The organism is Bradyrhizobium sp. WSM2254, assembly GCF_000472645.1.
GTDB lineage: Bacteria > Pseudomonadota > Alphaproteobacteria > Rhizobiales > Xanthobacteraceae > Bradyrhizobium > Bradyrhizobium niftali.
In genome coordinates this window covers 49,180-64,053 of the sequence record NZ_AXAB01000029.1, presented here as the reverse complement: position 1 = coordinate 64,053, position 14,874 = coordinate 49,180, and the positions used below count along the sequence as shown (strand labels likewise).

Below are 14,874 nucleotides of genomic sequence, written 5' to 3'. Positions count from 1 at the left end.
GAGACGGCGCCATCTCACGATGGCGCCGTTTTTGTTTGGCAGGATACCGAGAACAGCGAGCAAAGCGCAGGGCGAGCGGATGCGGATCACGAACCCGGTGGAAGGATGGTTGCAGGTCGTGGCCTGTTCGCCGTTCCCCGATGCGGCCGGCGAGATGGTGCTTCATCCCAGATGCGACATTGACGGGATCATCACCGCGGAGCGCGTCGCAGCGACTGCGGTGCGGTACAGCGGTTATGACGTTGCCAAGCCGAAATGGCCGCACCCTGGGACGGTGCTTCCGGTCACCGTGGACCTCGCTGATCCCACACGGTTCAGGATCGAATGGGATTTGGTGCCGACCGGGCGAGATGTCGCCGAAAGGCTCGCTGAGCATTTGCGCGGCGAGCAGCAGGCCGACACGTCCGGCCACCGGCCGTTTCCCCGCGTCTGGCGCGAGGTGGAGCACGCGGCATCGTCGCCGGCCCTGGTCAATGGCCTGACGCCGCAGCAGATGGAGATTGCGCTTGCCGGCGGCGCCGCAGCCCTCGGCCTGGTCCCGACCACGGCGAAGGTGTTGACCGCGCACGAGGTGCAACCCAGCAGCGCTCCGGGCGGGACATGGGACATCGCCCTCGCGGTGAACGACCCTAACGGCGGAACTGGTTGGGAAGCGGTCACACGCATGTCATTCGGCAGCTCGAGCCGCCGCGAGAACCGAACCGCCGTCGGGAACGAGTTGCCTGTCCTGGTCGACCCGGACAATCGCAAACGGATCATCGTCGACGTCGTGCGTCTTGCGTGAGCGGTGTCGCTCCCCTGCGCTGCCGACGACCAAAGCAGTGACGTCGCGCGCAGATTGCGATCCGATCTTGCTGCCGCGCACAACAACAAGTCGATGTATCGTGCACCAAGCGCCTTGACAGGCGAAACGCTCCGCGCGCAAATTCTTACACTAAGTAAGAATGACGATAGGGATGGAAATGCCGGAGCAGCCGAGAAGTCGGCGGCAGACGCGCGCTGCCATTTTGACTCATCTGCTTCAGTCGGGCGGTTCGTTTCGCCCGCCTCTGGCCAAGGCCGTGCGCTTGTCGGAAGCGAGCCTGTCGCGCATCCTGTTTGATCTGAAGGCCGAAGGCCTGATCGAGGAGGTGCGGCGCCCTGCCCCTTACGTCGGCGGGCCGACGGGCCTCGTGTCGCTCGATGGTTCGGTGGCGCTTGCGGCCGTCGAGGTAACCGGCCAGTGGCTCAGCGTCGGCGTTGGGACCTTGTCGGGCGAGCTGCACTATACGGAGCGCGTGGCGCTACCGGAAAAGCCCACAATCGAGTCCGTCGGCCGGGTGTTTCGCGAGGCGCTGACATTGCTGCGTGACTGGACGCGGCGCCGCCGCATCACGCTTGCACAGATCGGCGTCTCCATTCCGGGCCTCGGCCGGCTGAGCATATCGACCAATCCGATCATCCCCTGCGACGTCGGGCGCATCAGCGCCACGCTCGCCCAGCTGTTTGCCGGCGTGCCGGTCGAGTTCACCAATTCGGTCGTCGCGCACGCCACCTTTCACCGCTGCCGCAGGGAGAATTATCCGTTCTGTGGTGCGCATCTCTTCGTCTTCGTCGGCCAGGGCGTTGCAGGCACCTGGGTGGACGATCCGACCGAGGCCGATGCCCTCCAGCCGGTCGAACTCGGCCACATGGTGTTCGGCACCGACGGACCGCGTTGCCGCTGCGGCCATCACGGCTGCGTCGAAGCCTATACGTCGCTTCCCGCCCTCGCCGAGCTCCTTGGTGTTTCCGAAGCCGAATTGCTTCAGCTCGGCAACGATTGGGTGACCGCGATCCCGCTCTCAGCGCGCATTCGCCAGGAACTGCGCCGGCGGCTGTTCCGGCTGGGGCTTGCGATCGGCAACACGCTGAACGTCAAGCCATGCCGCGGCGTTGCAATCAGCGGCTGGCCTTCGCTGCTTGCGGAGGACGATCGGAAGGCTCTGGTCGACGGCGTCGACGCCAGCCTGCTCGGCGGCCCGCAGCATGCGCAGGTATCGCTCGCTTTCGTGCCGCCGTCGAACGGCAATGATCCGCGGGCCGCGCTGGCGTTCGCTGCCTTCTGCCTCGCTTGCCGCGGCGGCATGCCCGCCGCATCGACGGAGGCCGCCTGAAATGCACTGAAGCTGCGCGGCTCTCGCGCAAAAGAGTTCACACCGGGAGGAACTTGCCATGCCGATCACAACAACAAGGCGCCGTCTGCTCGCTGGATCTGCTGCCGCGCTCGCACTGCCGGCATTTGCCCGGGCCCAAAGCGCGGTCAAGCCGCGCCTGACCGCGATCTCGCAATGGTCCGCCGGCAGCGACGGGGCGGCCATCACGGCGCTCGGCAAGAAATTCGAGGAGAAAGGCGGGGTCTGGCAGCACTCACCCGTCCCCGGCTTCACCACCGAGATGATGAACAAGCTGCGCGCTCAGATCATTGCCGGCGATCCGCCGGCCTGCTCGCAGCTCAAGGGCCCCGAGATTGCGGCCTGGTCGAAGATCGCCCCGACCGTCGATCTCGACGCTGTCGTCGCTGCGGCAGGTTACGAGAAGGTTGTCGCGCCAGACCTCGCGAAATTGCACAAGCCGGGCGGCAAGTGGATCGCGCTGCCGTTGCAGATCTACAGCACCAACATGCTGTTCCTCTCCAAGCGCGCGATGGACAAGGCCAAGGCCGACAAGATCCCGGTCACTTGGGCCGACTTCAATGATCTCGCCGAAAAGATGAAATCAGGCGGTGTCACATATCCCGTCGCGAACGGTGGCACCCGCGCCGACGATGGTCAAAAATTCGAAGCCTCGCTCGCCGGCATCAGTCCTGCTGCATACCGCACAGCCATCATGAATCTCGACAAGAAGGCCCTGGAGGGTCCCGAGATCAAGGCTGCCTTCGCACAGATGCGCAAGATCACCAACTGGATGGACCCCAATGTCGGCGCCCAACCCTATGCCACCAACTTGAAGCGCTTCGTGGACGGCGACATGGGCATGATGATCATGGGCGGGTGGGCGCAGGGCGTGTTGCGCAACGCCGGTTTCAAGTTCGACGACTTCGTGATCGCGCCGGGCCCCAGCGACAATGGCAAGCCGGTGTTCCTGTTGAATGCCGATGCCTTCATCTTCTGGCAGCGCAAGGAGGCGGATCTCCAGGCCGGCCAGATGTTGATGGCCCAGCTCGTCATGGATCCGGCGATCCAGACCATGTATTCGCAGATCACGGGATCGATCCCCGTGCGCACCGATGTCGATCTGTCCGGTGAGGGCTGGTCGGATGGTCAACGGCGAACCGCAGCCGCACTCAAGGATGCCGTGGCCAACAATCAGGCCGTCCTGAGCCTCGCGCACAACATGGCACAGGAAAATGGCCTGACTGCCGCGATGATCGACGTGTTCACCGAATACGCGAAGAACAAGACGATCACGCCGGAGCAGGCGGTCACCCGCCTCGCCGAGGCCGTCGAGGGCTCGCGTTGACCGACACCGTCGCCGCTACATCGAGAACAGGGCGGCCGGCAATACCGAACGTGGTGGGCCGGCTGCCCGAATATCTGACGATCTGGGTGCCGCTGCTGTTGTCGGCGGCGCATCTCATTTCGTTTTCGCTATGGACGATCTGGATTTCGTTCACGCCATCCACGCTTGTCCCGGTCTCGGGCTGGGTGGGCTTGCGCCACTACACGGCGGTTCTGGCATCGCGGAACTGGCAGATCGCCTTCGACAATCTGCTGCTGTTTGGCAGTGCCTTCGTGCTGCTGAGTTTGGCGACCGGCCTCGTGCTTGCGATCCTGCTCGACCAGCGCATTCGCGGCGAGAACACGCTGCGATCCATCTTCCTCTACCCGCTGGCGGTGTCGTTCGTGGTCACCGGCACGGTCTGGAGCTGGCTGCTCAATCCCGGCCTTGGGATCCAGAAGCTCGTCCAGGATCTCGGCTGGACCTCCTTCCGGTTCGACTGGCTGGTCGACCGCGACATGGCGATCTGGACGATCGTGATCGCTGCGATCTGGCAGTCCTCGGGCTTCGCCATGGCGCTCTTCCTCGCCGGCCTCCGCTCCGTCGATGCCGACCTCATAAAGGCCGCGCAGATCGACGGCGCCGGACCGATCCGGATGTACCGGCGCGTCATTCTGCCGACGCTGTGGCCGATCACGATCACCGTCATCGTCATCCAGCTGCAGTTCGCCATTTCGACCTTCGACCTCGTCCGCGCGCTAACCAATGGCGGCCCAGGAATTGCGACCCAGCTGCCGGCTCTGGTGGTCTACGACCTGATGTTCCAGCGCGGCCTGCTCGGTCGTGGCGCCGCGGCGGCCGTGCTCATGCTGCTGATTCTTCTTGCGGTGCTGCTGCCCTACGCGGCGTGGCGATATTTCCAGCGACGGCGGGCCTCTCATGCGTGACCGGACCTTCACGCCGAGCCGCATGCTCATCTATCTCGTCGTTCTGCTGGTCGCGGTCGCGTGGCTCGTGCCGCTGATCGTCGTCATCCTGAATTCGCTGCGCAGCAATGAGGAAATCGCGCAGACCTCGATGATCGGCTGGCCGCTCCACTGGGCCTTCAGCAACTACCTCACGGCATGGTCCGACTTCTGCGTTGCGCAGACCTGCGCCGGCATCCGGCCATACATGCTGAACTCGGCGCTCGTGACCATTCCGGCGACGATCTTCTCCACCCTGCTTGGGGCGGTCGCAGGCTACGCGGTTTCGCTCTGGCGCTTTCGCGGCGATCAGTGGATCTATGGCATCGTCACGCTTGGCATCTTCCTTCCGCAGCAGATGCGTTTGCTGCCCTGGACCATCGTGCTGCGCGATACCGGCCTGATGAACACGCTCACGGGACTGGTGGTGATCCACACGATCCAGGGGCTCTCCTTCACAGTCTTGTTCTGCCGAAACTACTACGTGTCCATCCCGCAGGAGCTGATGAGGGCCGCGCGCATCGATGGCGCCGGGTTCTTCCGTATCTTCTGGCGCATCATTCTGCCGCTCTCGCCGCCCATCCTGGTCGTCACCGTGATCTGGCAGTTCACGCATATCTGGAACGAGTTCCTCTATGGCGTGACATTCACGACAGGCCAACAGCAACCGGTCACGGCAGCGCTGATCGCGCTCTCGGCCGCGGTTGCCGATATCCCGCAGCACGGCGTGCAAAGCGCCGCGGTGATGATTGCGGCCCTGCCGACCCTGCTGATCTACCTGATCGGCGGCAAATACTTTGTACGCGGGCTTACCGCCGGCGCCGTGAAATGAAGGGGACATCATGGCAGCGTTGAGCATTCGCACCCTGTCGAAGCGTTACGCCAATCTAGAAGTTCTGAAGGGCATCAATCTCGACATCGAGAGCGGCGAGTTTACCGTGCTGGTCGGACCGTCCGGTTGCGGCAAGTCCACCCTACTCAACATCGTCGCCGGGCTTGATCGTCCAAGCGCAGGCACCATCGAGATCGGCGGGCGCGTCGTCAACGACGTCCCGCCAAAGGACCGCGACATCGCCATGGTGTTCCAGTCCTACGCGCTCTATCCGTCGATGACGGTGCGCCAGAACATCACCTTCGGCATGGAATGCCGTCACGTGCCGAAGGCGGAGCAGGAGAAGGCACTGACGAACGTCGCCCGGCTGCTCCAGATCGAACCGCTGCTCGGCCGCAAGCCGTCGCAACTGTCCGGCGGCCAGCGCCAGCGCGTGGCGATGGGCCGGGCGCTGGTGCGCGATCCCCTGCTCTTCCTGTTCGACGAGCCGCTCTCCAACCTCGATGCCAAGCTGCGCGTCGAGATGCGGATGGAGATCAAGCGTCTGCACCAGCGCATTGGCGCCACCATCATCTATGTCACCCACGACCAGATCGAGGCGATGACGATGGCAACCCGCATCGCCGTGATGCATCGGGGCGTCGTGCAGCAATTCGCCGACCCTGACACAATCTACCGATACCCGGCCAATCTGTTCGTCGCCCGCTTCATGGGCTCGCCGCCGATGAACACTATGCCGGCCCGTCTCGAGGCCGACGCTGGCGGACCCGTCGTGGTGATCGGCGCAGGCCGTCCGGACGAGGTCCGTCTCCGCCTGCAGGGCTACGACGCGGCGGCGTCCTATGTCGGCCGCGAGGTGGTGCTCGGGATCAGGCCCGAATGCATCGCCGAGGGCGACCGCGTGTTCTCCGGAGCCGTGGGCCCGCCTGTCATCGTCACCGCGCCAGTCGAGCTCGTCGAGCCCACTGGCGCGGAGACCATCGTCCTGCTGCGGCTTGGCGGCGAGCCCGCACAGGCGCGCATCTCGCCGGACATCCGCCCGACGCCGGGTGCCACCGCCTCGTTTGCCCTCGACACCCGCCGCATCTGCCTGTTCGACCCCGAGACGGAGCGACTGATCGCATGACCCAGACGAGCTATGCCGGCCTCGCGGACCGCGTGGTGCTGATCACCGGTGGCGCCAGCGGGATCGGTGCCGCCTTCGTGCGCGCCTTCGCAGGCCAGGGCGCCCGCGTCGCGTTCCTCGATATCGATGAAGCGGCCGGCGGATCGCTGGCCGCGGAGGTGGCGGCCGCGTCCGGCACCTCACCATTGTTCGTGCCCTGCGATCTCCTGGACATCGACGCCATGCGGGACGCGATCGCGCAGGTCCACCGGTCGCTCGGCGATGCCGCGGTCCTCGTCAATAACGCCGCCAACGACCGGCGCCAGGTGCTGGCCGAGGTGACGCCATCCGAGTTCGACTGGATGATCGGCGTCAACCTCAAGCACGTCTTCTTCGCCGCGCAAGCCGTGGTGCCGCAGATGCAGGCGCGCGGCGGCGGCTCGATCATCAACATGTCGTCGATCGCCTGGATGCGCGGCGGGCCAGCGCTGCCGGTCTATGCCGCGGCAAAGGCGGCGATCGTCGGCTTCACCAACTCGCTGGCGCGGCTGGTCGGTCCCGACCGCATCCGCGTCAACGCGATTGCGCCCGGCATGGTGATTACCGAGCGCCAGCGCCGGCTGTGGTATCCCGACGAGCAGACCATCGCCGAAATTCGCACGCGTCAGGCCATTCCCGATGCAGTGACGCCCGACGACATCGCCAACATGGCGCTGTACCTCGCCTCCGATGACAGCCAGCGCATCACGCGCCAGTGTTTTCAGGTCGACGGCGGCTTGGGTTAGAGCGTGATCCGGAAGAGTATCGTAGGGTGGGTAAAGCGCAGCGTGCCCACCATCTCTCCGCCACCGAGAAAGGCACGGCGGGCACGCTTTCGCTTTGCCCACCCGACAAGACCGTCGTCTATCGCCGCCCCTTCCGCATCGTCGCGAGCACGACGTCGGCGGCGAGCACGCTCGGCGACTTGTTGCCGGTCGACATGGTGGTGTCGAGCCGGGCGAAGGCTTCGACTTGCCGCTTGCGCAGCGGCGTCTCCGTCAGCACTTCGGCGAGCGCCGGTGCGAGTTTCTCCGGCGTGCAGTCTTCCTGCAAGAACTCCGGAATGACGTCCTCACCGATCACGAGATTGGCAAGGATCACCGAGGAGACGCGGATCGCGCGGCGCAGGATGAAGGCCTCGATGGCGCCGACGCGATAGGCCGTCACCATCGGAATGCCCGATAGCGCGAGCTCCAGCGTCACCGTGCCGGATTTCGCCAGCGCAGCGTGCGCGATCCGGAAGGCGGTGCGCCTCTCGGCCTCACCGATCACGATCTGCGGCTTGACCGGCCAGCTCGCGATGGCTTCGCGGACGGTGGCTTCGAGATGCGGCATGGTCGGCAGTATCAGATCGAACGCGCGCCCCTCCGCCCGCAACCGGCCGAGCGCCGCGCCGAACACCTCGATATGATGCCGGATCTCGCTACGGCGGCTGCCGGGCAGCACCAGCAGCACCGGCGGTTCGCCGTCGCGGCGCTTCTGCTCCTCCGCATCCGGCCGCAGCGAGCTCAATTGCTCGATCAGGGGATGGCCGACATAGCTGCATGGCGGCCCGCCGAGCTTGCGGTATTCCTCCGGCTCGAACGGCAACAGGCCGAGGACGTGATCGACATAGCCGAGCATGGTCCGCGCCCGTCCCGGCCGCCAGGCCCAGAGCTGCGGCGACACGTAGTCGACGATCGGAATCGCAGGATTGCGCGCCCGCACGCGGCGAGCGACGCGATGGGTGAAATCCGGGCTGTCGATGATGACGAGCGCATCGGGCGCGGCCTCCAGCACGGCGTCCGCGGTCTCGCGGATCAGGCGCAGGATCTTCGGCAATTGCTGCACCACCGCGGCGAAACCGACGATCGACAGCTCCTCGATCGGAAACAGGGTCTCGAGCCCCTCGCGCGCCATGGTGCGGCCGCCGACGCCCTCGAATTGCACGCCGTCGCCGAGGCGCTGGCGCAGCACCTTCATCAAGGCGCTGCCGAGCCGGTCGCCGGATTCCTCCGTGGCGATCAGGAAGATCTTCCGCTTGGGATCGCGCTCCTGCATCACGCCGGCAGGCCGATGATGAAGAGGTACTTGGCGTCGGCGAGCGCGATCATCGCCTGCGGCTCGGCGGCGATGGTGTTGCCGGCGATCACGGCGATGCCGGCAAGGCCGGCTCTCGCGACACCCTCGATGGTACGCGGGCCAATCGTCGGCAGGTCGAAACGCAGATCCTGGCTGCTCTTTGGCGCCTTCACCAGCACGCCGCGGCCCGTCGCCGCGCGAATGCGGCCCTCCTCGCGCAGCCGCGCGACGCGCGCGAGCAGCGCGTCGGTGCCCTCGATATCCTCGACCGCCACCACATGGCCGTCGATCACCACGACAGCCTGGCCGATGTCGAACGGTCCGAGCGCGGTCAGGACCGCGCGGCCGCGCTCGATGTCGGTCTTGCTGGTGTCGCTCGGCCAGGCGCGACTAATGCAGCCCTCGGGCATCAGGAGGTCGGGCGCAACGTCCTTGATCCCGACCATGCGAAAGCCGCCTTGTTCGAGAATGCGCCCGACGCCGGACAACAGATGATCGTCGCCGCCGCGAAAGGCGCGGATGACATTGCCAAGCAGCCGCAACGTCGTGAAGTCGAACCGTATCTCCGAGAGCGAAGGCCGCACCAAGGTGCCGATGAAGATCAGGTCGCGACAGCCTTCCTCGCGGAACAGCCGCATCGCGCGCCCGAGCTGGCCGACCGAGATCCAGCGGTGGCGGAATTTCTCCACCTGCACCGGATCGCAGGCGCCGCGCAGCGGAAACAGCACCGGCGCGATGCCGCGCGCGGCGAGCGAGTCGGCGACCGCAAACGGCATGGCGCCACCGCCTGCGACCACGCCGACCGGCGATGAAATCCCTGCCGCCGCCGATGTCATGTCCGCGGCCATCGCAGGTTCACTTCGCAATGGCGGGAAGACAGAGCGGACGCTTGCCCTTGCCGATGAAGCCGAGGATCTCGGCAATCGCCGGATCCTCGCCGGCGAGCGGCCTGCACGCTTCGAGCCGCTCGGCAAAGGTGCCGGGGCCGTGGAAGAGCTTCTGGTAGAACGCGCGCACGGTCGCAAGCCGCTGCTTGGTGAACTTGCGCCGCTTCATGCCGATCAGGTTGAGGCCCTCAAGCACGGCATACTGGCCATTGACCAGCCCGAACGGAATGATGTCGTCGCGTACGCCGCACACACCGCCCACCATGACCTGCGGCCCGATGCGCGTGAACTGGTGCACCGCGGACAGGCCGCCGATGAAGACGAAGTCGCCGATCTCGCAGTGACCGCCGAGCGTCGCCGAGGTCGCGAAGATCACGTCATTGCCGACATGGCAGTCATGGCCGACATGGCTGCAATTCATGAAGTAGTCACGATCGCCAACCGTGGTGATGCCGCCGCCGGCGACGGTGCCGGCATTCATGGTCACGGATTCGCGGATAGTGCAGCCCGAGCCGATCTTGAGCTTCGTCAGCTCGCCACGGTAGCTGAGCGACTGCGGCGGCGTGCCGAGCGAGGCAAAGGGATAGATGGTGCAATCATCGCCGATGGTGGTCTGCGCCGTGACATGCACATGTCCGATCAGCTTGCAGTTCGCGCCGATCACGGCATTGGGGCCGATGATGCAGTAGGGGCCGATCTCGGTACCCTCGCCGATCACGGCGCCGTCCTCGACCCGTGCGGTGGGATCAATCTTGCTCATCAAGCAATCTAACTCGTCAAGAAGGTCTGGTTATGTGTTGAAGTCGCTCGGTTTTCCGCTGGTTAGCCCGACTATGCCCGATCTGTCCAGTGACGTATCATCTCGGCGTGTTTCACGTGCCGGATGAGGCGGCCTTCGCGGCCCATCAACACGTTCATGCGGAGCTTCAGGTATCGTGGTCAGGGCCCTGGCAATGCTGCTCGCACAGCTGGCGACCGCACCGGTCGTCTCCGAGACGGTGGAGCCCGGCGGGCACCGCCCCATCGACCTCGCGACATTCGAATGCCGCGACATCACCCGCAGCACGGTGCTTCAGCGCGTCTGCTACGACCGCGCACAACAGGATCTGATCGTCGCGATCAACGGCGCGTATGACCGCTATTGCGGCGTGGATCCCGATACGGTCGACGGCCTCCTGGGCGCGCCGTCCATGGGCCAGTTCTTCAACCGGAATATCAGACGCACGACACCGGGCAGCCGCTACGATTGCGGCGCGTGACGCTCAGTCCGTCAGCATGGCGCCGACGTCGGCTTCCGCGACGACCTGGCCGTTGACCTTGGCATCGCCGTGAAACCACCACATAGTCTTGCGGCGGCCGAGCGAGCGCATGTGATACTCGATGGTATCGCCGGGCAGCACGGGCTTGCGAAACTTGCACTTGTCGATGGTGAGGAAATAGACCGCGCGCGGTTTCTCGGTGCCCTCGACCGACTTGATGCCGATCACGCCCGCCGTCTGCGCCATCGCCTCGATCATCATCACGCCGGGATAGACCGGGCGCTCGGGGAAATGTCCCTGGAAGGCCGGCTCGTTGAAGGTGACGTTCTTGATGCCGATGCCGCTGTAATCGGCGCGGATTTTGATCACGCGATCGATCAGCAGCATCGGAAAGCGGTGCGGCAGCGTCTGGAGGATCGCATTGATGTCCACCAGCTCGAACCTAACAGGTGATTCCTCCGTCATTCCCGTCCCTCGTCCTTCGGATCGGCCTTGCTGTCGCGTACCAGGCGCTCCACCGCGATGATCTCCTTGAACCACTGCTTGGTCGGCTTGGCAAAAAAACCACCCCAGCGTCCGTTCGGCGGGATGTCGTCCTTGACGCCGCTCATCGCGGTGACCTGGGCCCCGTCGCCGATCTTGAGGTGATTGTTGATGCCAACCTTTGCTCCCAGCGCCACGTTGTCGCCAATGGTCAGACTGCCGGCCAGCCCGATCTGGGCCGCCAGCAGGCAATTCCGGCCGATCGTCACATTGTGGCCGATCTGGACCTGGTTGTCGATTTTGGTGCCCTCGCCGATCACGGTGTCGCGCAGGGAACCGCGATCGATGGTGGTGCCGGCGCCGACCTCCACATTGTTCTGGATCAGCACGCGCCCGGTCTGCGGCACCTTCAGGTGCCCCTCGGGGCCGAAGAAGATGAAGCCGTAGCCGTCCTGGCCGATCGAGCAGCCCGGGTGGATCAGCACGTTGTTGCCGATCAGCGCACACTGGATGGCGGTGCGGGCGCCGACATTGCAGTCCCGGCCGATCTTGACGCCGGGGCCGATCACGGCGCCGACGCCGACCACCGTGCCGCTGCCGATCTCGACATCCGCACCGATGACCGCCAGGGGATCGACGACCACGCCGTCCTCGAGGCGCGCCGTGGGATCGATGATGGCCGACGGCGCGATGCCGTCATTGCCGACCCAGGATTGCGGCCTCAGCGCGTCGCCGTGCCATTCCCGCGCGATCCTGACGAAGGCGCGGAACGGCTGCGCCGCCCGCAGCACGGCGACGTGCGCGGGCACCTGGGCCTCGAAGCGCGGACTGACCAGGCACGCACCCGCTCGGGTCGTCTTGAGCTGATCGGCATATTTCAGGTTGTCGAAGAACGCCAGATGCATCGGGCCGGCTTCGTCGAGCGAGGCCAGGCCCGTGATGACGTGATCGCCCCTGGTGGGGTCGACCAGCAGCGCCTTGGTCAGCATGGCAATATCGGCCAGCGCCGTCGCAGGCGGCTTTGTGAAGAAGGTCGGCTGCGCCATTCCACCCCGTCGTGGTCCGGCTTCGGCATGAAGCGGCCAAGCCGCATCATGCCTCATCTCCCGGATTGAGCACGAACTTTTTGGAGACCGGCCCCCAGGGGAAATCCAAAGGGAAACCCAAGGGGCCGGATCATGCTCTGCTGATCGAATTAGAACGAGGTGCCGCCGCCGAACCGGAACTCCTGGGTGCGGTCATACTTGCCCTTGCTGAGCGGCACGGCGTAGTCGAAGCGCAGCGGACCGAACGGCGACTGCCAGATCAGGCCGACACCGACCGACGAGCGGATCACCTTGCTGTCGTCGTAGACGAGGCCGGTACAGGTTCCGGCACTCGACGGATTGACGGTCGACGGAATACAGCCAGGCGCGTTGACTTCGTTGGTCACCGTCCAGCTCGTCGGTCCCCTGTAGTCATACAGGCCACCGGCATCGGCATAGACCGCGCCCTTCAGACCCACTTCCTTCGGCAGGAACCAGAACGGCATCTGCAATTCGAACGAAGCGCCCCAATATTTGGTGCCGCCGAGCGCGTCCTGCGTACCGAAAGGATTCAGATCGCGCGGGCCGATGCCGTTCGGAGAGAAGCCGCGGACGAGATTCGGGCCCATCTGGAACTGGTCGAGCATTCGCAGATCTTTGCCCATCTTGGTCAGGACGCCGCCCTGGAGATGGACGAGACCGACGATGTCAGACACCAGCGGGGCGTAGTACTTTCCGTCCGCCGCGGTCTTCAAATAGCTGACGTCGCCGCCGACGCCGGCGAAATCCTGCCGGAAGTCGATGAGCAGGCCGTCGGTGGGGTTCTTGTTGTTGTCGAGCGTGTTGTAGGTCAGCGTATAGCCGAGCGCCGAGGTCAGGGTCTTGCCGTTGGCAAGCTCCTTGCGCACCGGCAGCGAGGCTTCGCCGTCGTTGTAGCAGCCGAGGCCGTTGGTCGAGGCAAGGCTGATGCCGTTGGCGGCCGCATAGGCCGGGCTCGGGTTGAAGGCCGCCGAAGTCGGATCGTTGTTACAGTTCGCCAGGTAGGACGGCAGCGTGATTTCCTGCCGATAGATCGAATAGCGCAGCTGAAGCGACAGATCTTCGCGCAAGGAGAAGCCGAGACGCGGCGAGAAGCCGAGCGTCTTGGTGCCGTAGGAGATGTAGCTGTTGGACAGCTGCTGGCGCTGATAGAGGTCGAGGCCGAGCGCGACGCGGTAGTCGAGCAGATACGGTTCGACGAACGACAGCGAATAGCCGCGCGCGTACTGGCCATAGGTCACCGACGCCTTGGCGAACAGGCCGCGGCCGAGCAGGTTGCGTTCGGAGATCGAGACTTCGGCGAGTGCGCCGTCGGTCGTGGAGTAACCGCCCGAAACCGAGAAGTCGCCGGTCGATTTTTCTTCCATGTCGACGACCAGGATGACGCGGTCGCTGGACGAGCCGGGCTCCGTCGTGATCTTCACGGTCTTGAAATAGTCGAGGTTCTTCAGGCGCCGCTCGGCACGATCGACCAGCGCGCGGTTGTAGGCATCGCCCTCGGAGAGGTCGAACTCGCGACGGATCACGTAGTCGCGCGTGCGTGTGTTGCCGCGCAGGTTGATGCGCTCGATATAGGTGCGCGGGCCCTCGTCGATGTTGAACACGACCGAGACGGTGTGCGCCTCGAAATTGCGATCGCCGCCGGGACGGACCACGGCGAAGGCATAGCCGCGGCGCGAGGCCTCGATCTGCATGTCCTCGACCGACTTCTCGACCGATTCGACGTTGTAGAGCGAGCCGACATTGACGCGCGAAAAGGAGCGCATCGAGCTCGGGTCGAAGTTCGGGATGCTGGAACGGAAGTCGAGCGCACCGACGCGGTATTGGGAGCCTTCCTCGATCTTGAAGGTGACGTTGAAGCCCTTCTTCTCCGGATCGTATTCGGTGAGCGCAGCCACGACCTGGACGTCGGCGAAGCCGTTCTTGAGGTAGAAGCGACGGATCAGGTCGCGGTCGGCCTCGACGCGGTCGGGATCGTAGATGTCGCCGCTGCCAAGGAAGCTCAGCAGGTTCGATTCGCGCGTCTTGATGACGTCCCGCAGGCGGTAGGACGAGAACGCGACGTTGCCGACGAAGTCGATCGACTTGACGCCGGTCTTGGCGCCCTCCTCGATCGTGAAGATGAGATCGACGCGGTTGTTCGGCTGCTCGATGACCTCGGGCGTGACGCGGACGTCGTAGCGGCCGGAGCGGCGGTAGATTTCGGCGATTCGCAGCGTGTCGGACTGCACCATGGCGCGGGAGAAGGTGCCGCGCGCCTTGGACTGGACTTCAGCGGTGAGCTGCTCGTCCTTGATCTTCTTGTTGCCCTCGAAGGCGATGCGACCGATCACCGGGTTTTCCACCACGGAGACGACGATCTGGCCACCGGCGCCGCGGTTGATCTTCACGTCCTGGAACAGGCCGGTCTCGATCAGCGCCTTGAGGCCGTCGTCGATGGCGCCCTGATCCAGGCGGCCGCCCGGACCCGCCTTGAAATAGGAGCGGATCGTCTCCACCTCGACACGGCGATTTCCCTCGACGGAAATCGACTGGACGGTCTGCGCAAGCGCAGGCGATGACACAAAAGCTGCCCCAATCGGGGCAACCACCGGCGCGCCGAACATGATCAGGGTGGCAAGCAAGCCGCCCCGGAGTCGCAGTCCAAACTTCATTGCGCAACGCGCCCTTATCATTCCGTGCCAGACCCAACCCCAACGCCGGTCCGGAGATTCCCCAAG

14 protein-coding genes are annotated in these 14,874 nt (G+C 65.0%); 8 read left to right on the top strand and 6 right to left on the bottom strand.

Going from position 1 to position 14,874, the window contains the following annotated elements:
* Window positions 1–19 precede the first annotated feature (19 nt).
* From A3M7_RS0121880 to A3M7_RS0121850, 7 genes are all read left to right on the top strand, one after another.
* Complete coding sequence (locus A3M7_RS0121880) at window positions 20–784, top strand: hypothetical protein (protein WP_027545797.1); 765 nt, start codon at window positions 20–22, stop codon at window positions 782–784.
* Between the two features lie 172 nt (window positions 785–956).
* On the top strand, window positions 957–2,135 hold the full coding sequence (locus A3M7_RS0121875) for an ROK family transcriptional regulator (protein WP_027545796.1): 1,179 nt from the start codon (window positions 957–959) through the stop codon (window positions 2,133–2,135).
* A gap of 58 nt (window positions 2,136–2,193) precedes the next feature.
* Window positions 2,194–3,480 (top strand): ABC transporter substrate-binding protein, encoded by a 1,287-nt coding sequence (locus A3M7_RS0121870; RefSeq protein WP_027545795.1) that lies wholly within the window; start codon window positions 2,194–2,196, stop codon window positions 3,478–3,480.
* Window positions 3,477–4,406 (top strand): carbohydrate ABC transporter permease, encoded by a 930-nt coding sequence (locus A3M7_RS0121865; RefSeq protein WP_027545794.1) that lies wholly within the window; start codon window positions 3,477–3,479, stop codon window positions 4,404–4,406. The genes A3M7_RS0121870 and A3M7_RS0121865 overlap by 4 nt, the downstream gene beginning before the upstream one ends.
* The gene (locus A3M7_RS0121860; RefSeq protein WP_027545793.1) at window positions 4,399–5,256 is read left to right on the top strand and encodes a carbohydrate ABC transporter permease; all 858 of its coding nucleotides are present in this window, start codon (window positions 4,399–4,401) and stop codon (window positions 5,254–5,256) included. Before A3M7_RS0121865 ends, A3M7_RS0121860 begins: the two co-directional genes overlap by 8 nt.
* Window positions 5,257–5,266: 10 nt before the next feature.
* Window positions 5,267–6,382 carry an ABC transporter ATP-binding protein gene (locus A3M7_RS0121855; protein ID WP_027545792.1) on the top strand — a complete coding sequence of 372 codons (1,116 nt, stop codon included), beginning with the start codon at window positions 5,267–5,269 and terminating at the stop codon, window positions 6,380–6,382.
* Window positions 6,379–7,146, top strand: a complete 768-nt coding sequence (locus A3M7_RS0121850) for an SDR family NAD(P)-dependent oxidoreductase (RefSeq protein WP_027545791.1) — start codon at window positions 6,379–6,381, stop codon at window positions 7,144–7,146. The genes A3M7_RS0121855 and A3M7_RS0121850 overlap by 4 nt, the downstream gene beginning before the upstream one ends.
* A gap of 118 nt (window positions 7,147–7,264) precedes the next feature.
* On the opposite strand, the gene lpxB is transcribed toward A3M7_RS0121850, so the two are convergent.
* The 3 genes from lpxB to lpxA are packed head-to-tail and all read right to left on the bottom strand — an operon-like array spanning window position 7,265 to window position 10,108.
* Window positions 7,265–8,443, bottom strand: coding sequence for a lipid-A-disaccharide synthase (gene lpxB / locus A3M7_RS0121845; RefSeq protein WP_084302370.1), 1,179 nt, complete (start codon window positions 8,441–8,443; stop codon window positions 7,265–7,267).
* Entirely contained in the window at window positions 8,440–9,297 is an 858-nt protein-coding gene (locus tag A3M7_RS0121840) for an LpxI family protein (RefSeq protein ID WP_049823630.1), read from the bottom strand. Before A3M7_RS0121840 ends, lpxB begins: the two co-directional genes overlap by 4 nt.
* A 19-nt stretch (window positions 9,298–9,316) precedes the next feature.
* Window positions 9,317–10,108 carry an acyl-ACP--UDP-N-acetylglucosamine O-acyltransferase gene (gene lpxA / locus A3M7_RS0121835; RefSeq protein WP_027545788.1) on the bottom strand — a complete coding sequence of 264 codons (792 nt, stop codon included), beginning with the start codon at window positions 10,106–10,108 and terminating at the stop codon, window positions 9,317–9,319.
* A gap of 175 nt (window positions 10,109–10,283) precedes the next feature.
* On the opposite strand from lpxA, the gene A3M7_RS0121830 reads away from it, so the two are divergent.
* Window positions 10,284–10,607 carry a KTSC domain-containing protein gene (locus A3M7_RS0121830; RefSeq protein ID WP_027545787.1) on the top strand — a complete coding sequence of 108 codons (324 nt, stop codon included), beginning with the start codon at window positions 10,284–10,286 and terminating at the stop codon, window positions 10,605–10,607.
* Between the two features lie 3 nt (window positions 10,608–10,610).
* Here the strand turns inward: A3M7_RS0121830 and fabZ are convergent, their stop codons facing one another.
* The 3 genes from fabZ to bamA form a co-directional block, all read right to left on the bottom strand.
* A complete protein-coding gene (gene fabZ, locus A3M7_RS0121825; protein WP_027545786.1) occupies window positions 10,611–11,072 on the bottom strand; it encodes a 3-hydroxyacyl-ACP dehydratase FabZ in 462 nt (153 codons plus the stop codon).
* A complete protein-coding gene (gene lpxD, locus A3M7_RS0121820; RefSeq protein WP_027545785.1) occupies window positions 11,069–12,136 on the bottom strand; it encodes a UDP-3-O-(3-hydroxymyristoyl)glucosamine N-acyltransferase in 1,068 nt (355 codons plus the stop codon). The genes fabZ and lpxD overlap by 4 nt, the downstream gene beginning before the upstream one ends.
* A gap of 149 nt (window positions 12,137–12,285) precedes the next feature.
* The gene (bamA, locus tag A3M7_RS0121815; protein ID WP_027545784.1) at window positions 12,286–14,808 is read right to left on the bottom strand and encodes an outer membrane protein assembly factor BamA; all 2,523 of its coding nucleotides are present in this window, start codon (window positions 14,806–14,808) and stop codon (window positions 12,286–12,288) included.
* Window positions 14,809–14,874 lie beyond the last annotated feature (66 nt).

What these genes read in the sequence shown, in the direction of transcription:
- A3M7_RS0121880 (WP_027545797.1), top strand. Translation starts at nt 20, where the DNA reads ATGGCGCCGTTTTTGTTTGGCAGGATACCGAGAACAGCGAGCAAAGCG.
- A3M7_RS0121875 (WP_027545796.1), top strand. Translation starts at nt 957, where the DNA reads ATGGAAATGCCGGAGCAGCCGAGAAGTCGGCGGCAGACGCGCGCTGCC.
- A3M7_RS0121870 (WP_027545795.1), top strand. Translation starts at nt 2,194, where the DNA reads ATGCCGATCACAACAACAAGGCGCCGTCTGCTCGCTGGATCTGCTGCC.
- A3M7_RS0121860 (WP_027545793.1), top strand. Translation starts at nt 4,399, where the DNA reads ATGCGTGACCGGACCTTCACGCCGAGCCGCATGCTCATCTATCTCGTC.
- A3M7_RS0121855 (WP_027545792.1), top strand. Translation starts at nt 5,267, where the DNA reads ATGGCAGCGTTGAGCATTCGCACCCTGTCGAAGCGTTACGCCAATCTA.
- A3M7_RS0121850 (WP_027545791.1), top strand. Translation starts at nt 6,379, where the DNA reads ATGACCCAGACGAGCTATGCCGGCCTCGCGGACCGCGTGGTGCTGATC.
- A3M7_RS0121840 (WP_049823630.1), bottom strand. Translation starts at nt 9,297, where the DNA reads ATGACATCGGCGGCGGCAGGGATTTCATCGCCGGTCGGCGTGGTCGCA.
- lpxA (WP_027545788.1), bottom strand. Translation starts at nt 10,108, where the DNA reads ATGAGCAAGATTGATCCCACCGCACGGGTCGAGGACGGCGCCGTGATC.
- fabZ (WP_027545786.1), bottom strand. Translation starts at nt 11,072, where the DNA reads ATGACGGAGGAATCACCTGTTAGGTTCGAGCTGGTGGACATCAATGCG.
- lpxD (WP_027545785.1), bottom strand. Translation starts at nt 12,136, where the DNA reads ATGGCGCAGCCGACCTTCTTCACAAAGCCGCCTGCGACGGCGCTGGCC.
- bamA (WP_027545784.1), bottom strand. Translation starts at nt 14,808, where the DNA reads ATGAAGTTTGGACTGCGACTCCGGGGCGGCTTGCTTGCCACCCTGATC.